Annotated in this window: 17 protein-coding genes and 1 pseudogene; 16 read left to right on the top strand and 2 right to left on the bottom strand. The window is 32.6% G+C overall.

The features are described from left to right. Positions 1–98: 98 nt before the first annotated feature. The 11 genes from AC4BD1_RS12300 (at position 99) to AC4BD1_RS12250 (ending at position 15,471) form a co-directional block, all read left to right on the top strand. Positions 99–2,564: a hypothetical protein gene (locus AC4BD1_RS12300; RefSeq protein WP_490486047.1), complete on the top strand. Its 2,466-nt coding sequence runs from the start codon at positions 99–101 to the stop codon at positions 2,562–2,564. 93 nt (positions 2,565–2,657) lie between these two features. Beyond that, positions 2,658–3,527 (top strand): hypothetical protein, encoded by an 870-nt coding sequence (locus AC4BD1_RS12295; protein ID WP_490486046.1) that lies wholly within the window; start codon positions 2,658–2,660, stop codon positions 3,525–3,527. After that, entirely contained in the window at positions 3,528–5,414 is a 1,887-nt protein-coding gene (locus AC4BD1_RS12290; protein ID WP_490486045.1) for a hypothetical protein, read from the top strand. Between the two features lie 63 nt (positions 5,415–5,477). Then, positions 5,478–6,833, top strand: coding sequence for a phage tail tip lysozyme (locus tag AC4BD1_RS12285; protein WP_490486044.1), 1,356 nt, complete (start codon positions 5,478–5,480; stop codon positions 6,831–6,833). 51 nt (positions 6,834–6,884) lie between these two features. Next, a complete protein-coding gene (locus AC4BD1_RS12280) occupies positions 6,885–7,568 on the top strand; it encodes a hypothetical protein (RefSeq protein WP_490486043.1) in 684 nt (227 codons plus the stop codon). Beyond that, positions 7,561–8,211, top strand: a complete 651-nt coding sequence (locus AC4BD1_RS12275; RefSeq protein ID WP_490486042.1) for a hypothetical protein — start codon at positions 7,561–7,563, stop codon at positions 8,209–8,211. Before AC4BD1_RS12280 ends, AC4BD1_RS12275 begins: the two co-directional genes overlap by 8 nt. A 53-nt stretch (positions 8,212–8,264) precedes the next feature. Further along, positions 8,265–9,059 carry a hypothetical protein gene (locus tag AC4BD1_RS12270; protein ID WP_490486041.1) on the top strand — a complete coding sequence of 265 codons (795 nt, stop codon included), beginning with the start codon at positions 8,265–8,267 and terminating at the stop codon, positions 9,057–9,059. Beyond that, on the top strand, positions 9,052–11,685 hold the full coding sequence (locus AC4BD1_RS12265; RefSeq protein ID WP_490486040.1) for an FtsK/SpoIIIE domain-containing protein: 2,634 nt from the start codon (positions 9,052–9,054) through the stop codon (positions 11,683–11,685). The genes AC4BD1_RS12270 and AC4BD1_RS12265 overlap by 8 nt, the downstream gene beginning before the upstream one ends. Positions 11,686–11,941: 256 nt before the next feature. Beyond that, on the top strand, positions 11,942–12,214 hold the full coding sequence (locus AC4BD1_RS12260) for a hypothetical protein (protein WP_490486039.1): 273 nt from the start codon (positions 11,942–11,944) through the stop codon (positions 12,212–12,214). A 229-nt stretch (positions 12,215–12,443) separates the two neighbouring features. Beyond that, complete coding sequence (locus tag AC4BD1_RS12255; protein WP_490486038.1) at positions 12,444–13,739, top strand: DNA cytosine methyltransferase; 1,296 nt, start codon at positions 12,444–12,446, stop codon at positions 13,737–13,739. Positions 13,740–13,773: 34 nt separating this feature from the next. Then, a complete protein-coding gene (locus AC4BD1_RS12250) occupies positions 13,774–15,471 on the top strand; it encodes a hypothetical protein (RefSeq protein ID WP_490486037.1) in 1,698 nt (565 codons plus the stop codon). A 182-nt stretch (positions 15,472–15,653) separates the two neighbouring features. Here the strand turns inward: AC4BD1_RS12250 and AC4BD1_RS12245 are convergent, their stop codons facing one another. Further along, positions 15,654–15,737 (bottom strand): type I toxin-antitoxin system Fst family toxin, encoded by an 84-nt coding sequence (locus tag AC4BD1_RS12245; protein WP_081129253.1) that lies wholly within the window; start codon positions 15,735–15,737, stop codon positions 15,654–15,656. A 402-nt stretch (positions 15,738–16,139) separates the two neighbouring features. Between AC4BD1_RS12245 and AC4BD1_RS12240 the strand changes: the two genes are divergently transcribed. Next, positions 16,140–17,588, top strand: a complete 1,449-nt coding sequence (locus AC4BD1_RS12240) for a DNA/RNA helicase domain-containing protein (RefSeq protein ID WP_490486036.1) — start codon at positions 16,140–16,142, stop codon at positions 17,586–17,588. On the opposite strand, the pseudogene AC4BD1_RS12235 reads toward AC4BD1_RS12240, so the two are convergent. Continuing rightward, positions 17,529–17,714 (bottom strand): annotated as a pseudogene (locus AC4BD1_RS12235) (helix-turn-helix domain-containing protein); the annotation flags it as partial. The gene AC4BD1_RS12240 and the pseudogene AC4BD1_RS12235 overlap by 60 nt on opposite strands. 88 nt (positions 17,715–17,802) lie before the next feature. Between AC4BD1_RS12235 and AC4BD1_RS12230 the strand changes: the two are divergent. The 4 genes from AC4BD1_RS12230 to AC4BD1_RS12215 all read left to right on the top strand — a co-directional run bounded on the left by AC4BD1_RS12230 (position 17,803) and on the right by AC4BD1_RS12215 (position 19,197). Then, on the top strand, positions 17,803–18,051 hold the full coding sequence (locus AC4BD1_RS12230) for a hypothetical protein (protein ID WP_490467425.1): 249 nt from the start codon (positions 17,803–17,805) through the stop codon (positions 18,049–18,051). A 236-nt stretch (positions 18,052–18,287) separates the two neighbouring features. Then, a complete protein-coding gene (locus AC4BD1_RS12225; RefSeq protein WP_490486035.1) occupies positions 18,288–18,467 on the top strand; it encodes a hypothetical protein in 180 nt (59 codons plus the stop codon). Positions 18,468–18,502: 35 nt separating this feature from the next. After that, a complete protein-coding gene (locus AC4BD1_RS12220; protein ID WP_490467427.1) occupies positions 18,503–18,721 on the top strand; it encodes a hypothetical protein in 219 nt (72 codons plus the stop codon). After that, complete coding sequence (locus AC4BD1_RS12215) at positions 18,721–19,197, top strand: hypothetical protein (RefSeq protein ID WP_490467428.1); 477 nt, start codon at positions 18,721–18,723, stop codon at positions 19,195–19,197. Before AC4BD1_RS12220 ends, AC4BD1_RS12215 begins: the two co-directional genes overlap by 1 nt. The last annotated feature ends 783 nt before the right edge of the window (positions 19,198–19,980 follow it).

Here is a 19,980-nt window from a genome sequence, read left to right as displayed (position 1 = left end):
AGTATTTATCAGTAAATATAAATAAAACTTAGTAGAGAAGCATTGAGGCTCTAAATAGATGGAATGAAAACCTTTTAAGAAATTGGAGAGTGAACAAATTGAAAAGAAGGATTATTAAAGCAATCGAAATGAAAGATACAAATACTGGAGCATTGACTCAAGTAATAAACGATTTAAAAGATGAGGGGATTCAGGTAATTAAATTGGGAGAACGTTCATTATTTTCAATTGAAGATTCTTCTGAAACTGAAGCATTTATTGAGTCTATTGAAGATAACGCATTTGAATTAGGACTTGCCCACTCAAAAGGTGTATTGATTTATTTTGATACGGAAAAATCTAAAGCCGCACCAGCGAAAAAACTAATGAAATTATATGGTGAAGTAGAAGAAATCTCAGACAGTGAAAATGGGGTGTCGATTGCTAATATTCCAGATTTAATTGAGTTGATTGATGATAGAAAAAATGATGTAGATGAAGAAATTGAAGAACTATTCCCTCAAGAGTCCGCGACTAATGAAAAGATAGAGGAATCAGATGGATTCGACCAAGATTTTGATTCAATGATTGATGAGATTTTCAATGATGATAAAGAACTTTTAGTAGGGACAGATACAGAGCATTACAAAGAGGATGAGGAAGATCCTGTCGTTGAAGAAGTTACTGAAGGGGTAAAGTTAGAAACAAACGACAACAAAAAGAATGAAGTAGAATCTATAGAATTTAGAAAAGAAATAGCGACAGATGACTACTTATTGGAAAAAGCTAAAAGTTTATTTGAGGCTGAAGCACCTTTGAAGTTACCCAAATTTGATGAAGTAACGAATAAAGAAATGCAAGAACAATTCATCAGTGCTCAAATGGAGATTGAAAGAGCACGAGCACAAGGAATCAATAAGATTTATAATCGCCTCAAAGAAGAAAACAACGAGTCTATGCAAACGATTGAAACACATTTATTAGTCGATGCTAGAAAGAATCATAATCGTACAGTAGAAATCATTGTAGAAAATTTTAAAGCCGATGCTCAAAAATTAATTGCAGACAATAATGAAGCGTATGAAAAAGAGCGTGAGCAATTTGTCCATGCTCAAATACCAGCGTTAAAGAAGCAATACGATGCGTTAAATTATACGAATAATGAGATAATGCTAGACAACTTATTAACGAAATTAAATAATCAAAAAGTCACTAAAATCATGGAAGAGAATAAGCAATATCAGAATTATTTGAATCAAATATTTGATGAAGGCGAAGAGAAGATGCTAGGCTCGTTAGAAATCGATGATGTGATAGCTGAATATAATGTAATTGCTGAAGAACAGTTACAACAATTAAAGACGTATGCAAAAGGATTAAAAGGACAAATCGGAGAGACAATTACAAAATTATTGAAGGAACGAAAAAACTATAAGGATGAAATAACTTCTATTCAAAATGAAAAAAATCAGTTAGAGAATAAACTAATGAATCAAATCGAAATTTCTGAAAAGCAGTCAAACGAAAAATTGAAAGAAGTACTTGAAGAAAAAGAGAATGCTGAAAAACAAGCGGATAAAAAAATTAAAGAGGCTGAATCAGAATCGAATGAAATGTTGATTAAAATCAAAGAATTAGAAGATGCATTAAAAAAGAGTGAAGATTCTAATGTACAAAAAACAGTAGTAAAAGAGAAACTGATTCCTGTTAATGATTATGAAATATCTAATAATAAAGAGGTACAGGATCAAGTAACAGAACAGACTAATAAATATAGTTGGTTGAAGAAAATAGTTTATCCATACTTGCTAGGAACTTGTGCAGTTGCAACAATGGTAGTTTCTGGTGTTGTACTCAATGGGATTAGGACAGAGATGAAAGAAAGGAATGACTTAGAAAAAACAGTATTTGTCTCACAATTGGAAATCAACGAAAAATATGATAAAGCTGCAGATACTATGAAAGAGTTTGGAGCGACGTCAGAAGAGATTGCAAAAATGTATATCGACAACAATAAATTCTATGAAGCTGTTGAAGAAAATGCTGATAGTCTACCTGCAGTTTTAACAGCTATTGATAAATATAGTGATGACAAAAAGGCAGATATGACAAAGTTGAAAGAAATTAAAGGTTTATCAAAGGCACAAGTAGCAAGTATTGATACAAGATTAGCTATACTAGATAACAATTTAAGTGATTTGGAAGTAGCAGCGGTTCAAGTAAAAGATGATAAAGACACAATAAATTTAGCGGTTGCTTACTTTATTCAAGAAAAAGATTTTAGCGAAGCAGAGTCATTATTAGAAAAAAATCCAAATAAAGAGTTAAGCAAAGAATTATCTGAAGCTAAGAAAAAGAATGAAGAATCAATTAAGAAGAACATCTCAGAGATTGAAGATGAAATATCTGAGATTAATAAAAAAAATGACGACTTAAATAAACAAATTGACACGCTTAAGAGCGGTAAAGACAAGGATAAAGATAAAAAGGTAAGCGATAAAGAAAAAGAAATTCAGACAAACAAAACGAAAAAAGAGGAATTGAATAAAAAATTAGAATCGGAAAAAGAAAAGTTAGAAAGTTAATGGTTTTACAAAAATAAGAGAAAATGTAACAGCCTGCAAATATTTTATTTGTGGGTTGTTTTCATATGTAAAAGGAAAAAGGATGTGTGAAAAATGGAAATAGAGTATAAAAGATATTCAGGAAATCGGTTTAGTTTACGCTCAAAAACAAATCATATAATTAAGCGTATTGACTTTGTTTCGAATCGATTGGGAGCTTTAGGGGAATTGTTAGTGACTACAATGGAAAGTATGTTAATAACACTATTTCCGATGGCTTTTGGAATTTACTTAATGTTTCATTTTGCATGGGCAGAGCATGGGAAATTAATTAAGCCTAATTTGCTACCAATCGCGTTAATCTTGGCAGGTACTATTTTAATTTGTTTAAACACGTTAATGGTCAATCCCTCATTTGGATCACAATTTATAGTCAGCTTAAAATTTTTAAGCAAAAAAATAAGCACGAGAAAAGAAAGAAAAGAATGGATTAAATTTTCACCATACAAATTCTATAAAGAAATTATTGATAAAAGTGTACTAGAGACAAGATATAAAGGAAAAAAACGACTAGTAGTTGTGTATCAAGTACGCGGATCGGTAAGTAATATTAATTTTGATAATGATTTAGAGTATCTGGCAAAAAAAAATAGTCAGCTATTAAGAAATATGGAAAGAGATACAGTGATAACAACGATAAACTCAATTCAGTCAACAAAGATTGAGCTAAAAAAGATACCAGATAATGCGACACCAGCCATGATCAGAAAACGAGATTTAAATTATAAGATCACTTCTAATCTTAGACATAATCAACAAATAGATACCAAGATAATTATAGTTGCTCCGGATGAGGATGTGTTGAGAGCAAGAATAGAGTCAGCGGAAACAGCTTTTAGACAAGGATTAGTGATTGGCTATCGTCGGATTAAAGGAAAAGAACTGAAAAAAAGTTTTTATGAGATATATGGGGAGATGAAATAGATGCCTTTTTTTAAGAAAAAAAGTGAAAAAATTGTTTCTAAAAAAAATAAAGTAAAACAAGAATCTGGTTTCAAAGGTGATTCAGGTTTTACGTATCCTTTTGGTTATAAGGAGGATGATGCATATATTTTTGTAGGTAAAAAAACGGTCATTTCTGTTTTTGATGTTTTGTTCCATTATGGAACTAATAGTCCAGCATCAATCGGATGGTTGTTACGAGTAATACCCAAAGAAAAAATTGAGAATGGGGATGTTCAATTTGTTCAGAGACAAAAAGGAATGGACGTACTGACAGAAGCAAATATTCTTGATAAGCATTTGAGTTCTAATATCTCAACCATAGGTTCAACAAAAATGCGAAGTGAGAAAGCTAGAGCACAAGCTTCAATGAAAATTAATGATATGAGGCTAGCAGGTGAACTTGCTGGTATTGAGGATTCGATAGTAGATAGTGATATTCGAATGATTGTAAAAGCTAGGACAACTGAAGCTGTAGAAGAAATTATAGAAGAACTCCAAGGTATATATAAAAATTATGATGTAAAAGGGGTTAAATTTATTCGACAGACAGGAAATCAATTATCTGAAATGAAGAACCTTTTTACTGAAGTATCTTCGGATCCCTGGCATAGCTCAGATATGACTACTACAGCAGCAGGCAAATTATTCTTACCATCAAGCGGATTTGCGGACTCTACTGGAACGTATATAGGTACAGATTTAAGCGCATTGATTTCAAATAATCCCTCAATAGTCGATTTTACAGGAATCAACAATGCAGTAATTTTTATGGGTGGGATTAATATACGTGTATCCGTAGGTGGCTTAGAAGGCGCTGGGATGATTAAGAACGGAGGCAGCGCTGTGGGACATACGATATCTGAAGCAAACTACTTAACAGGAAAACGAATTCATCACATCGTACTAAATAGATTTGACTATAGAGCAACAGACAGTCTTATTTTCGATATGACGAAAGAAGCAATCAATCCACTCGAAGTTTTTGGGACACCAGAAACAGTCCAACAAGATGCTAATGCCAACTTTAGTAAAGCAACGACAATGATGTTGATGCCAGCAAATACTATAAATCCAGAAAAATATGCAAAACTTGAAGCTGATTTGAAATCGATATTAATCGATTGGATGATTTACACAGCGAATAATAATGGAATGTATACAGCAAATCCAGAAGATGAACCAACACGAGCAAGAAGGATTTTAGCAACTTCTAATCATGAAAATTATCCTACACCGCGAGATTTTGTAGCAGCTTTGAATTCTTATGAAAGTAAAAGCTCAAATAGAGGAGAATTAGCTTGGGAAAATGCTAATTATCTGGCACAAATTATAAAAAATACTTTTACAGAATATCCTAATGTATTTCATAAAAAGACGACACTACCTGATGTATTCACGGCAAACGATAGAAACATATATTATGATTTGTCGGGGTATATCGAAGATAAAAATATTGCTGGAGCTGTGTTTATAAATGTGCTTGCATATGTAACGAATCGTGCGTTAGAGGGTGAACAGATAGTGATTCACGGTCTAGATTCAATAGATATTCCAGTAAATATCCTACTTCCGTATAAAGAACGAATCGAACGTAAAAATATTGGTCTGATTACAATTTTTGAGAAGTCAGAAAGTGCAGTTAATCCAAGCACCTATTCAAAATTTGTGGGGCGCTTATCTAGACAAGATATGGTTGTTTTGGGTGGGATTACTGAAGATGAATTAGAGTATATTAATAAATCTTGGCAAAAAAAACTTTCACCTATCATCACAAATTATTTGTTACAGGCAAATAATGGTTCACTATACTTCTATCGTAAAAAAGATCGAATTAGTGCATTAGTGGATACACATTTAATTCTTTGATATAGCAAGAAAAAGAAGTGTAAATAAAGATGTTGAATGAACGTTTGGGTTAGGAGATGAAAGATGAGGAAATACAATAGAAAAAATAAGTTAAGCTCTCTGATAGCATTGATCACAGTTCTATCAGGGATCTTTTTTTGCTTTTCTAGCAATGTATATGCAAATTTTGAAGGTTTTAAACCATCAACATGCGTCACTACAGTAGACGACGTGGATAATGATTCAGATGAAAAAAATGATACTGATGATGGATCTTCCTCTGGAAGTGCTGGTACGTGGGATACCGAAGGAACAGATGCATATAAGATTGCACTGAGCATCTGGAATTATTGGAAAGACAAAGGATTTAGTGGTGCAGCTATCAGCGGTATTTTAGGAAATATTGCTCATGAGGGTGGTTTTGAGATTCCAGATCGAGCGGAAGGTCATTTTGGAAATGATTCCAAAACAAACGGAATTGCATATGGAAATATTCCCGCAGTCGGTTCAGGTTATCCAACAGGATCATCTGGAAAAGCTGAAGGAGGAGGAGGACACTATCAACTTACTCCATACTCTAAGTTTGCCCCATTAAATGATAAAAAGTGGTTAGATTCATCAGCACAAAGTGATTATGTTTGGACTTCTGAAGTAAAAAATGCAACGTGGTTAAATTCATATCTTAAATTAGATTCAGTAGATGAAGCGGTAGATAAGTGGTTTTCTTATTACGAGCGAGGTGCTTCTTTAGATAGCTCGAAAATTACCTCAGGAAAGAAAGCCTATCAAGTTTTTGGTGGTGCAGATATCAAAGGGGACAGTGAATTAGCCAATGTCAATAATGATGCTGAAAAAAATTCAAATGAAATTTCAGATGATGAAGAAGGAAGCCTCTTTAATTGTGGGACAACTGGAAAGAATTCTAGTCAAAGTGCTTCAGGCGGAGAAATTGAACAGGTTGCAAAAGATCTGTTAGGGTATTTTACCTACTCACAAGTGCATGGTGAGAAATATATTGGTTCTGTAGATGCGCCTAACAAAAACGGGGTTACCGATTGTTCAGGCTTTGTTTGGTTAGTTTTAGCAAAAGCTGGATACAAAACACCAGCTGATATGCAGTGGTATACACAATCAATGGAAAATGATGCTAAAGGTGAAGGACAATATCTTGAAGAAGTGACGGCTAAAGAAGCAAAAGCAGGAGATATAGTTATTGTCAACACAGGTAATGGAGCAGGAAGCAACGGACACACGGCAATTCTATTAGAAGATTGGAAAAATGGTGAAACAGATTCGACAAACACTACAAAGATTATTCAGATGGGTGGCATTTCTTCAGCTATTGGAGTTAATGAAAGCACATTTGGACAATCTTTTTTATCTTTAGTAAATGGAACTCATGGTAGCCATACCATAGTATTTGCTAGAGCAGTCAAGTAAACGAAGAGATAATAGAACAATTGACCGTATAAAATGAAGGAGCTAAAGAAGATGCAGCTAAAGAAGATGTTTACTATAGAAAATGTACTATTGTTGATTTTGATAGTAGTAGCAGCTACAACAACGGTCATGTTTATCAAGATGAAAATAAATAATGAAGCAGTTGTTAGTTCAATAGAAAAAGAAATCGTTTCTCTAAATAAAGAGAAAGAAAACTATGAAACACTAAAAATTGAGTATAACCCAGAAACAGTGAACGATCAGATAGAAGAAGATAATATTGATATCACTGTTAGCTTTACTAAACTCGAAAATCGAATCAATGAAGCATTAAATGAAGTTTACAATCAAACAAAAACGGATGCAGACTACGACCGGTTAGAAGGAGAAATACAGAGTAAATTAGGAGAAGAATTTACAGAAAAAATTTTAGATTTAGCAAAACCGACCATCAATCAATCTGGAGAAAAATTAAATCAATTTGATTCTTTAGATCATTTAGAAATTAAATTTGGGGAGTATAACATAAATACACATGAAGTAGCATGTTTAGTTTTTGTGGAATATAGTTCGCCAACAATTAAAGCTAGTGAAGAAGAAAGGGCTAAAGACGCAAAGGATTTAGTCGTTCATGGTACAGACGCTTTTACTCTTTTATTTAATTTAGAAACAGAAGAAGTAAGCTTAACAAATTATCAAAATTTTATTAAAAGCGAGGATACAACAGATGAGTAAATCCACTGTCTTAAGGGTCATGGTAGGTTGTTTTCTTTTAGGGATTATTGGTTTTGAAGTCTATCAAATAACTAAATCTGTACACGAAGTACAGATGCTAGAAAATGATAAAGAAGACGCTAATAAAGAAGCTGTAGCCGCAAAAGAATCATATGAAATATATAAAGAAGAGCTCTTACAAAAAATCTATGCGAGGCAAGAGGAAGAAGAAAGAGAAAATAGTTCAGAAATAGTTATGAAAATTGTAAATTATAATAATAGTTATCAAAAAGCTGATACTTTATCTGAAGAGTTTTTCAGTACATTTTTTAATTGGGATAACTCTGAGGAATATCATGATAGAGTAACTAAATTATCAGATATAATTGCTACTGAAGTAAAAGATGACGAAAAGATATTTGATAAAGGTATCGATTCTACAGGAGGAGACTATATAAAGACTTCAGGATTAAAGGCGTTTTTTGAAGGCGCAACTGTTTATGTATCTTCAACTAATGAAAATACTTATTTACCAGTCTTAGTGGAAGTCGCGTATAGAAGCTGGTATGGAGATGATGAAGATAAGACTATTTCGATTCATTATTATGATGTAACTATTGATCAAAAAAATGAGCTTATTACGGAAATAAATAGAGTATTTTAACAAAGTGGAATAAGAAATTATTCCACTTTTGTTGTTTAAGGAGGATGGAAAGCTTGGTAGAAGTATTACTCAAACTATTTACTGTCAGCGTCGTTATTCTGATTTCTCAGACGAGTTACAATGCTATAGTTTATCGTCAGGCAGGGTATATTAGATGGATTAAATTTACTTTAATTTTAATTGCTACGACAGGGGTAGGTTATTTATTAGTAATGCAGATAGATGAAATAAATAAAATCCCCTATTTAGGTAGGGGTATATTGATTATTGATTCAATATTTTCTGCATTTTATCAATATTTACCTAAAAAATTTATTTTTTATTGGTTAGTTGTTCCTTTCATCGTTATTTGCTTATTTTTTGCGGCACTAACGGTTGTTAAATCAATTGAGATAAGAAAAAACTTTATATTGTGGGAAAAAAGGAATAAGAAGATAGTAGATAATGAAATACAATTAAACCAATCGAAAAAAGAAAACGATTCAATTCAAGAAATTCAAGATGCAGTTATTAATGATGATAATGTTCAGGAAATTATCGAAACTGTTCATTTCTTAGAAGAAGAAACAACTAGGATAAAATACGATTCGATATTAGGATTAAGAAAAGTTTTTGAGAAATCAAAACAAAAGGGATTACAACTTGATGAAACAGAAGAAGGATATGTAGCTATCTATTCAAATAGAGATGGTTACATATCCTTAAAACATTTATTAGAGAGCAATGGATTATCTTCTGACGATCTAGTAGCACAACCATCAATTGTATTGTTCAATAAAAAAACGATAAATCAGAAGACAATAAAAGAAGCTTTAGAGATTTTGAATAGGGGGGAACGTCTTGGATAAAAAATTTATTATTGATCTTGTTTTAGAGTGGATTTTACCGATGTCATTGTTTTTCGGTCTTTATTTAGGATTCGTTAAGTATTTATATTCAACATACGAAAAACTGGACGTTGATAGAATTTGGAAAAACTTAGTAAAATCGGGCATAATCATTGGTATTATAACGATTGTGTGGATTGTTTTAGTCGATTCTACTATCCTTCAGATAACAGCAAATTTTTTAGGTATAAGTGCAAATTGGCTTTCAAAAACAACTGTCTTTCAGTATCTTGCTAGCAAAGGTGCTGAAGGATTTAAGATTGTATTTAATTTCTTGTTTTATTGGCTTCCTTTTTACTTTAGAGCAATGGTTATTGTATGGATTACTTCAACATTAATACTTATCCAAAGTTTGATTTGGAGAATACAATTTACTCGATGTGTAAGTATTATTTTAAGTACGATTTTTTTATCACCATATTTGACTGCTAAATACTTGGTTGGTTATCAAACACCGTTCTTTGATTTTGTTTATTCAAGACTATTTTTAGCAAAATTAAAGGAAAATATTAACGATAGTTGGTTTGATGCTTTGCAGGGAGTAGATCAAAACGGTAATAAATTTGACAGTGGGACTGGTGGTTCAGTTCAGACACAACGAATTAAAGCAGCAACTATTGCTTTAAGACGGACTAAATCAACTATAAAAACTGCTAGTGGTGTACGTAGAGCCAAGATGGTTACTAAAAAATCTAGGGAAACTGATACAGATTTATTGATTGAGAAAACACTAAAAGGCTTTGGAGATAGAGTCACAGCTTCAAGTATTCGATTCCAAGAAAATCCAGTTTTTAATGGAGAACAAGGAGGATATGTTTTTGATAGTGATGTTGCATATAATTCCGCTGATATATTAGGTTCGTGGGGAGCTATATTTGCTAACCCCTTATCGAAGGATAATAAAATTAAAAATGGGGGAGATGGCTTCCTTTGGACCATGTCTAAAAACTATAAGGAAATGCTTGAATATTTAAAACATTGCACGCCTTCTGCTATTTACGAAAGTATTATTGCCAAGCAAAAAAGATTATATTCCCCAGATAAAACTTTAGAAAAAGCAAAATATATTGTACAAGGTAATATTGATTTATCTGTTATTCCAGAGCCTACTGATCCAGAAACAGGGAATAGTGTTGAGATGCAGATAGAAATTGCTCAGAAGGTTGCAAAAGATAGGATCGAAGATGTTTCAAATGCACTTAATGCATTTAAACTTAGTGGGACTTTTGATAGGGTGTTGGTAGGTGGAAATACAGCCATTTATCAATATACGTTACCGCGATCAACCACTTTACCTACTGATTTATCAAAAGTAGAAAAGGGGATTGCTCAGTTGTTGAAAACGAAAGATATACCAATGGTTGAAGTTCGTGCAGGAATACTCTCAGTTTCAATGGTTAACGGAGTTAAAATTCCTGTTGATTTTAGAAAAATGATTGCAAATCGTGAGAAAGGTTTAAGATCTATTATTTCAGGGGTTGCAGGAGTGGATGCAATGGGAAATGATATTGTTGTTGAATTAGGAGATACGACACCGCATTGTATGCTTTTTGGGGCAACTGGTAAAGGAAAAACAGTAACAATTATGAATATACTGTTTTCTGTCATGGACGCTGTGGATCCTTCCATGTTAAAAATCGTAACAATTGATGGTAAGGGGAATTCTTTTGAATTTCTGCGTAGTGACAACAAGGGGAGTGAGAACTACCATCCTAACCCATTCATGTATGCACAGCCAGCAGATGGAAGTGGTGATATTGATTATGCGAGAGCTTTGCTTAAACATATCGAAAAAGAATGTAGAAGACGTATTGAGCTATTTAAAGTTCGTGGCGCATCAAAACTGGCAGTATTTAATGAAAAATTTCCAGATGAATTTCTATATGAGATTTTAGTTGTAGTTGATGAATTTTCAGCTCTAACCGACTTAGATGCTCTGTTAAGCAGCGATGAATATGCTATAAAGTCAATTGTTGAAACTTTGGAATACCTAGCTAAAATGGGACGGTCTGCAGGAATTCACTTACTACCAGCCAACCAAACTGCTAGAAAGGAAAAGGTGCCAGGACGGATTACTGCAAATATTTCTGGGCGTGTGACTTTGGCAGTGAATGAACCTCAAGAGAGTTATATTGCTTTACCTGATAGTGGAATTGCAGTTCACAATATCAGTCAGGCTGGGGAGTTTTATAGCATGATGAATGGAATAAGAAGTATTGAGCACGGAAATAGTCCGTATCTAGCAGATGAAACAATGAATGCTATAAATGATAGTTTAGAGGCAAAATTCGGTCATCATGATTATGTGATAACTCGCGAAGAGGTATTGCGTGAAATGGAAGAATATTTTGAAGAAGAAGGCAGCTTGTCTTATGATATCCCAAGCATATTGCCGACGTTGGAAACTAGCATAGACGAGTTGGTTTTCTTAATAAATGAATTTCCAGAGTGGGCAGCTGCTAACAAAGAAAGTGTCATTTTCAAAAATAATATTTTCTTAGACAAAGAAAAATGTATCAACTGGAAAGAAAACAAACGTGACTTAGAAGTAGCTTTAAGCAGAAGTTATCAAAGAGAAGTTTTATAAGAACGCGTGGCAGAGCTATAAAATTTAAAGAACGAAAAAAGCCAGAGCATATGCTCTGGCCATTCTCAAATCACCAGAAAAACAAATAGTCTCCTGGCAACCTTTTTTATTATAGCATAAAAGAGGGGACACCAGGAGACTATTTGACGTCGATGAGTATACACTACCTTCTAACGAGAGTGTAGACTTACAAAAAACAAAAGAATCTGTCGGGATTTTTTTGGTAGCATATAAAACCAATCGGGAACGGTTGGGAATGCCTGCTTATCCGAAACTTACACAAGAATTTTGTCTTGTGTGCAGTCCCGATCAAGTTGTTAAAAATATGAGTGAAGGAATAGAGCTAACCATTTATGAGAAAGAATACTTAAAGACAGAACAATGTTTTTCACATGCTTTTGCAGCAATTATGCACCCGTTCCGCCCTGAAGTTACAGAGCGGAGGCGGCGTGTTTTTTTTATCGCTATCTGTATGGATTATCAATTTCTCTTATCAGCGAGAGGATTAATTATCAAAAAAACATTGTAGTTGATGAGTCTAAAATTGCCATGATTCAGTTTAGCCTTGCCCTTGATTTAATCGTTTTTAGATAATCAACTATCTTGAAACTATCTGAATGCCGTTTGCCAACTGATTTGTCTGTATGCTTCTTTTACAAGCTTGAATAAAGAACACAGCGCTGTGAGAAAGAACGTTTCTCATGACAACAAGACAATTGAATTTTTTGGATCTATTTTCTGGTATTGGAGGATTTTGATTGGGTTTAGAAAAAGCTGGCCACAAATGTGCTGGTTTTTGCGAAATTGATAAGTTTGCTAGACAAAGCTACAAAGCGATTTTTGATACTGAAGGAGAGTTAGAATATCATGACATTACAAAAGTTAGCAACGAAGAATGGAATTCACTACAAGGAAAAATCGAACTTATTTGTGGGGGATTCCCCTGCCAAGCGTTCTCAGTTGCAGGGAAAAGAAAAGGATTTCTTGATGAAACTCGTGGAACGTTATTCTTTGAAATTGCCAGAGCGATTGAACAAATCAAACCACGAATTGTATTCCTTGAAAACGTCCGAGGCCTACTATCTCACGACAAAGGGAATACTTTTAGAACTATCTTGTCCACGCTTGATGAACTGGGGTACGACTCAGAATGGCAGATACTTAACAGCAAAGATTATGTCGCACAAAATCGAGAACGAGTATTTATTGTCGGACATCTTAGAGACCAATGTTCCCGAAAAATTTTTCCTATCACAAGACAAGAAAAATCAATTGATCAAGAACAATCAAAAATTGATGAGCAAGCAGAACGGCTGACATGTACATTAATAAAACCAATCGCAGTTGGCAACGTAAACCCCAGCGCCCATGGGATGAATGGTCAAGTATATGATAGCCAATCAATCGCTCCCACTCTAACTACAAATAAAGGAGAGGGCAGTAAAATTGCAATCCCTGTGCTATCTCCAGATAAGATGAAAGTACGCCAAAATGGTAGAAGAATAAAACAAAATAATGAAGAAATGTTTACACTCACTGCTCAGGATCGTCACGGAATAATTGTAGCAGGTAGAATTGATGGAGGTTTTAGATCCACGAAAACTATTTTTTCTACTGAAGGAATTAGTCTAACCTTGACTACAATGTCTGGAGGCGGACAAGAGCCAAAAATACTGGTAAAAGAAGCAACAAAAAAAGGATTTACTTCCGCTTCAGCTGGTGACTCAATCAATTTTGCTTATCCTGGATCAAACAAGCGAAGAGGTCGTGTAGGAAAGCAAAGTGCGAATACGGTTTTGACAAGCAATCAGCAAGCTGTTGTGACTGAAGACTTTCAAATTAGAAAACTAACTCCGTTCGAATGTTGGAGATTACAAACTATAACTTTGCTAATCATAATGATGGTAGGCTATCCTATTGTATTGTTACCACTATACTTATTATTTGAATTACTAATTGGCTTTGCAGAAACAGAAGCTCAATTAGATTCACGTATACTGGAACAGCAAAACGAGATAAAAGAATTACGGAGATGGAGTTATCTTTTAAAATAAAAAAATAGACCAAAATGAATCGAGGAGAGAAATCATGGTTGAACATATAATCAAAGACTTATCTTACTATTATAAGAATAATTTGGAATTTGAAAAACTTCTAAGAGATGTTGAGTCAATGGGAAAGGTAGATACCTTAAAAGATATAATAGGTTTGAATACACTAGAATTATGGATAAAAACCTCTATACCAAATATTAAAAGTTTACAAGAATTGCTGGATAATTTTCCTGATACTCTAAGAAAATTAAAAAAAATTATTGGTAAATCATTGGCAACAAACGAAGCTGATACTTGGATGCAAGAATACTTGAGTGATCCAGAATGCTATCGAGGTTTCCCACAATTATTTTCAGACTATAACTATTGGACAAATTTATCCAGTCAAGAAATGAGTAAATACCTACATTCTAACTTTGCAGAATATTATTATATTTTAGGGGAAAGAAAAATAGTTAATAAGTATTCTGAAGAAGTATTAGATGGTTTAAAAGATAATAAAGAGAAGTTATTTGAAAATATTCGCTTGATTACAGAAAGATCTACACGTAAAAAGAAATTATTTTTTCCAGAAGGATTTGAACAGTCAGAGTTATTTCAAGGAATGGTAAATTCTTACATTGATTTATTGGAAGAAAAAAATTTGAGAGATATCAGTTTTATAGAGACGCTGTTAAATTATAAGGATACAAAATTTCCCTTAAATGAGAAAACAAAATCTCGAATCGAACGATTTGAGAAAGACTTTTGGGAAGAGGGGGCTTTAAATATAGAGAAGTCTACTTACAGTGTAAAAGTTTCAATTCAAGAACAAGAAAATTTTAGTATTGATGGTAATGATATTACGGTATCTCTGGATAGAAGAACTTTGGATTCTTTGGAAAAAAAGGAAATTTTAAAATTTATCAATCAAACTTTACTCATTGATAAGTATAAAAGACCATACTCTGTTTATAATGATTCAATAAATGAACCTGATCTTGCTGGAATGATAAAGTCAAAGAAAAAAAATGTATATGATAGACCACTCCATCAAGAGGTTCATAATATGGTTATTACGACCATCATAGATACCTTACTAAGATATTTCAAAGATAAAAATCTTTCAATTGAAAAACTCCTAGCTCACTTTTTCAATGAACAAATTTTTTTGAACTATGACATAGAGGGTTTTTCTATGGATGAAATTGACAGTAATTTGCCTTATAGTTCTCGTAATATACTTCTTGCAGTTGAGCTAGAATCTGTCCTGAAACAGTATCAGTTACTATCAAGATATGATAAAGTCGATTTAAACTTACTTAATTGGATGCCTCCGTTAAATTTTAGCGAAATCCAATCAAAATTGGCTGATAAATATGTTGAAGTTTCATATGAAGAAATTCCAGAGGTTTTGGAAATAAAGTCAATGTTTAATGGATTTTATTACATTTGCACAGAATATTTACAAAAAGAAGATATTGAAGAGTTAAAAAAGTTGCCTTCGTTTAAACAGTATTCAACCTTTTTTTCAATAGATGAAATAAATTACTTGGATTTCAGTTTGAATAACAAAAAGTATATCAATTCGTTAGGAATTAGAAATGCCTATCTACACGGAGCAGGAAAAACTTTTTCTGAAGCCCAACATGAAACAAACTATTTAATGTTAGTAAAAATATTTTTAATTGTGATTTCAAAAATAGAGGAAGAGCTTGAATTGAATAAAACTTTGACTCAAACTGGAGACTAGTACTATCTTCATGTAGACTTTTGAGTTGTATATTTCAAATAATGGTGTTACAATTTAGGTGCGAAATGAGAATATGTCTTTATGACAGCACAAAAGCCAATCCTATGCGACTAGGACTGGCTTTTTTTTTCACTTGTTGCGACTTCAAGCGTGTGGGTTAGGACAACTTGCACAGTTATCGTCTAATCATCTAACCAATGATCAACTAGGGTAATTACTAGTCCCACAAATAATGGTGCGATAACAAATGAGAATAAATCTTGCATGACAGCACCCCCTTTGGGGGCAAGTTGCCAAAAAAATTATACCATTAAAAAAGCCTGGTACAAAAGAAAGTCAGAGAATTACTTTTAAATTACACTTATGCTCTAGGTCGGTTAAAATTTGTAATCAATAAATTATATGAAACCTAAAAATTATGCAATACAAAAAGTCCAATAGGGTATACCCTGTTGGCTTTTTATTTAGCATATATAGTTGGTTCTATAATGGACAATTAAATTGAGCAATATTAAAAGTAGAATAGAATTATTAGTGAGCTTAGGGTAACATACACATTGGGGGAGAAATCATTTAGAAAAAGGAGTTAGGCAATGAGTCATTCGTGCACGTTAGATTCATTTATTTCAATGTATAAGTCTGAAAATCTAGATTTTAGAAGTTCTTTTTTGAAATTAATTAATAATTCAGAAGAAAGTAGTATATCTGAAGAAGAGGTGATTGATTTTTTCAGCTTATTAAGCAATAAAAACCTTTTAAATTCACTAAATATAGAACAGTCTAAAGGCTATTTCTTTAACTATACAATTAAATCAGGTATAAGAGAACAATTCGATATTTTGAGGTTTAGCATTGATAAAGTATTAAATATAGAATTAAAGAGCCAATTACCTGTTAAAGGATACGAAAAAATTAAAAATCAGTTGATAAGACATAAATTTGTATTAAGTACTTTAAAGAAAAAGATAGTTTGTTGTACTTATGTAACGACTGAAAACAAATTGTATTTATTAACAGAAGATAATAATTTGGAAGAGATTACATCTGAGACATTGGCTAGTATGATACCTGATGATTATAATAATGAACTTGAAATTGAGAAGATAAATTTTTCTCACTTAATTATTTCTCCGTATTCACAACCTGAATTGTTTAAGGAACATAAATACTTTCTGACTAATGAACAGTTTTCTATACGTAATGAAATTTTAAGTAGCAAAAAAAGAGTTTTTCAAATTAAAGGTGGACCTGGAACTGGAAAAACAATGTTGCTCTTTGACCTTGCAAGAAAATATGTGGGTGAAAATAAGAAAGTAATAATTATATTCTCAGGTAATAAATATAATTGTGAAGAGTTGTCAACTATATTAAATATTGATATTAAACCTGTTAAGAACGTTGAAGTAACTGAGTTAGAAGGCTATGATGTTGTGTTGATAGATGAAGCACAACGTTTATGGGAAGAAAAATTTACAGGTATTTTTGGGTTACAAAATCCAAGACTTATTTTTTCTACCGATCATAACCAAACATTAGCTTCTCATGAAAAAAAACGCAATATTCAAAAACGATTATCTGAAGATGAAAATGTTGAAACGAAAAAATTAAAAGAAAAAATTCGAACAGATCCAGCAATGAACTCATTTATACAAAAATTTTTAGACGTAAAAGCTAAAAGAGTCCAAAAATTTGAATATTCTAAAGTAACAGCAGAATATTTTTCTACCAAGGAAATGGCAAAAAAATATATAAGAAGTTTAGTTGAAAATGAAAATTTTGTATCCATTGAAGTAACTGATTACACTACAAAATCAACATTTGTAAAGAAAAGAGAAAAGGTGTACTGGGGATCTCAAACAGCTCATTCAGTTATTGGTGAAGAATACGATAATGTACTAGTACCTTTAGATAACTATTTTTATTACGATGAAGATGGCAAGCTTGTTTCAAGATATGCTGACCAATTTTACTATCCGTATAATGAAGATAGCTGTATATTTGAAGCTTTAACTAGAACAAAAGATAGATTAGTATTAGTAATCATAGATAATCCTGCCTTATTTATAACAGTACAAGAAATATTGACATGGAAAAAAGATGACGAAAAAAATCCATAAATCGAATTCGTTTCTTATTCTGTAGACGGTTTGTCTGGTAACATTGCAATCTTTCGCAATTTTTGAAATCGCAATTCCGGCATTCAAATCCTTAACGATGTTTTCATAAACTAAACGTCGTTGGGGTATTGGATCACGAACGAAAAAGACACTGAATAGTGGGGATTATGTTAACCTAGACATTAAATAAAAAAAAATAGAAATTTGGTGCTGTATGGTAAAGAAAATTATGAAAGCAAGTTTTGTATTGTTTTTATTGAGCTTGTTTGTATTAGTAGTTATACCGATCATATTTGTAGTTATTTTCAATATTTTTCCTAACTTAGATTCCACTGAAAATGGTTTAGGTGCTTATCCAGTATTAGCTGTAATTGCAGGGGGATATAGCCTTATGGTAACTGCGCCGTTTGCGTGTATCATGGTGATAATCAATGGTGTAGGTAATCTGATAAAAAATAAATGAACATTGTGAGAAAATAAAAAAAGCTGTTTTTAATGGCTCAAACGATGTACCTTAAAGCTGAAAATTATTATTTAATATTAAGAGTGAGAATGTTGTTTAGCTATAAAATATTGAGATTATTTAGTGAAGGGATATGTTATATTAATAGGTAGAAAAGTGAAAAGATGGTGGCTAATCTCTTGAAAAAGGGGTGATGCCCATGGTTCATAGCTTTATCCCTAGAAGGGAGTAGGCACGTGTACCATATCAAAGGGCGTAATGGAAAGTTAGTTTTGTTTGAGAAACATGAAAATTCAATAAACTGGGAATTTGATCAAAAACAAGTTCCCCTAAAATTTGAAAAAGAAGAAGATCTTGAGATAGCAAGTATTGTAGATGGTGAAATAGAAGTTGTTTTGAAAAAAGAAGACGTTTAGGTTTGTTGATATTAAGTTGAAGGAGGGAGACCTGTATGAAAAAAGATATCTTTGAAAGATTTATAGATGAACAGCTGTCTAAAGGACGTTCGAGTGAAGATATTATTAGCGAGATAGAAGAGTCTATTAGCAATTTAGGTTGCTTTAGTTTAAGTGATGTTGATGGAACTGAAGTTAAACTTCAGAGCGTGTGGCTAGCCAACTTCGGTTATAAAGTATTTATTGCTAATAAGGAATCTGAGAGGTATTTATAGTGTCAGAAAAAAAGGAATTCATTTATAACGGAAAGACTTTTACAAGCTATTATCAGTTAGAAAAAGAGATGGGTATTTCCAGAAAAACAATTCAGTACAGACACGAAAAAATAGGTCTCCCACTAGAAGAAATACCTTACTTCATACCTAAAAGACCAATTGATAGATTGGGCGTAATTCAAGCTAACAAGGGAATTAAAGAAAAAAGTATAGAGAAAAATGTAGAACAAGATATTATATTATATCCTGAAGCCCCTGAGTTTGATTTTGGGAGCAGTTCTGAAGAAACAAAAGGACAAATTAAGCTTTATATTATTTGGCTTAGAGAAGCCCCTGAAGCTCTTCTGCTAAGGGAATTACATATATCAAAAACTAAGCTGAGGAATTCAAATTATACAGAAATAAATAGCTTGAAAAAACGTTTAACAGTCATAGAGAAAGTTATTGAAATGAGAGGATTAAATAAAAAAATTTAGCTAACAATACTAGCAGGAGAAAGAGCGATGATGAACTGAAATTAAGTTATAAAACACCTCAAAATTTATTACAAGCCCATACCATTCATCTCCTCCTGGAATATGACTATATCCCCATCAACAAGGCATCTCACTATTCAAACTTCAAACAAACTACAACCAGCTAGTCTAGCTATCGCTTAGAATAACTGGATCTTTTGCATCTCTATAGCTGATAAATAATAAAAATATCATCGTTACGCAAAACCAGCGTAACAGTTGTTGTTAGTTTATTACAAATTCGATTGTAAGATATAGCAAGAAACTAGTTTTGTTTTAAAAAGCGTGCTATAATAAAAATGAAAAAAGGAGTTGCGTCAACAACTCCAATTTTGATAGTACCGTTTAAGACGGTGGCTCATATATAGTTACAAAAAATAACCGGATAACTTTGCCAAGTTTATGATACGGTTATTTTTTGTTGTTTTTATCGCTGATTGTAAGAACTAATGTTGCGAAAGCTATCGCAAACATTAACGCTTCAAATACAGACAAGCTTATTCCTTTCTAGGGATAAAGCCACAAATCAACATAGGCGTCACCCCATTTCTTTAGAGGTTAGCCACCGCATAAACTTACTATCTTTGTTAGTATATCATATAAATAAATTCAAATGAATCAGTTCAAAACCTTCTCGAAGAGGAATTGAGCTGATTTTTTATTGTCTATTTTTCAAAGTAGTTACTCCTTAAAAGTTCAAAAGATAAGAGAAGCGGAACCTCATTGCACGCAATGATTTCCGCG

The sequence above is a fragment of the Enterococcus sp. DJ147D b genome, assembly GCF_058216655.1.
This window is presented reverse-complemented; position numbering and strand designations above follow the sequence as displayed.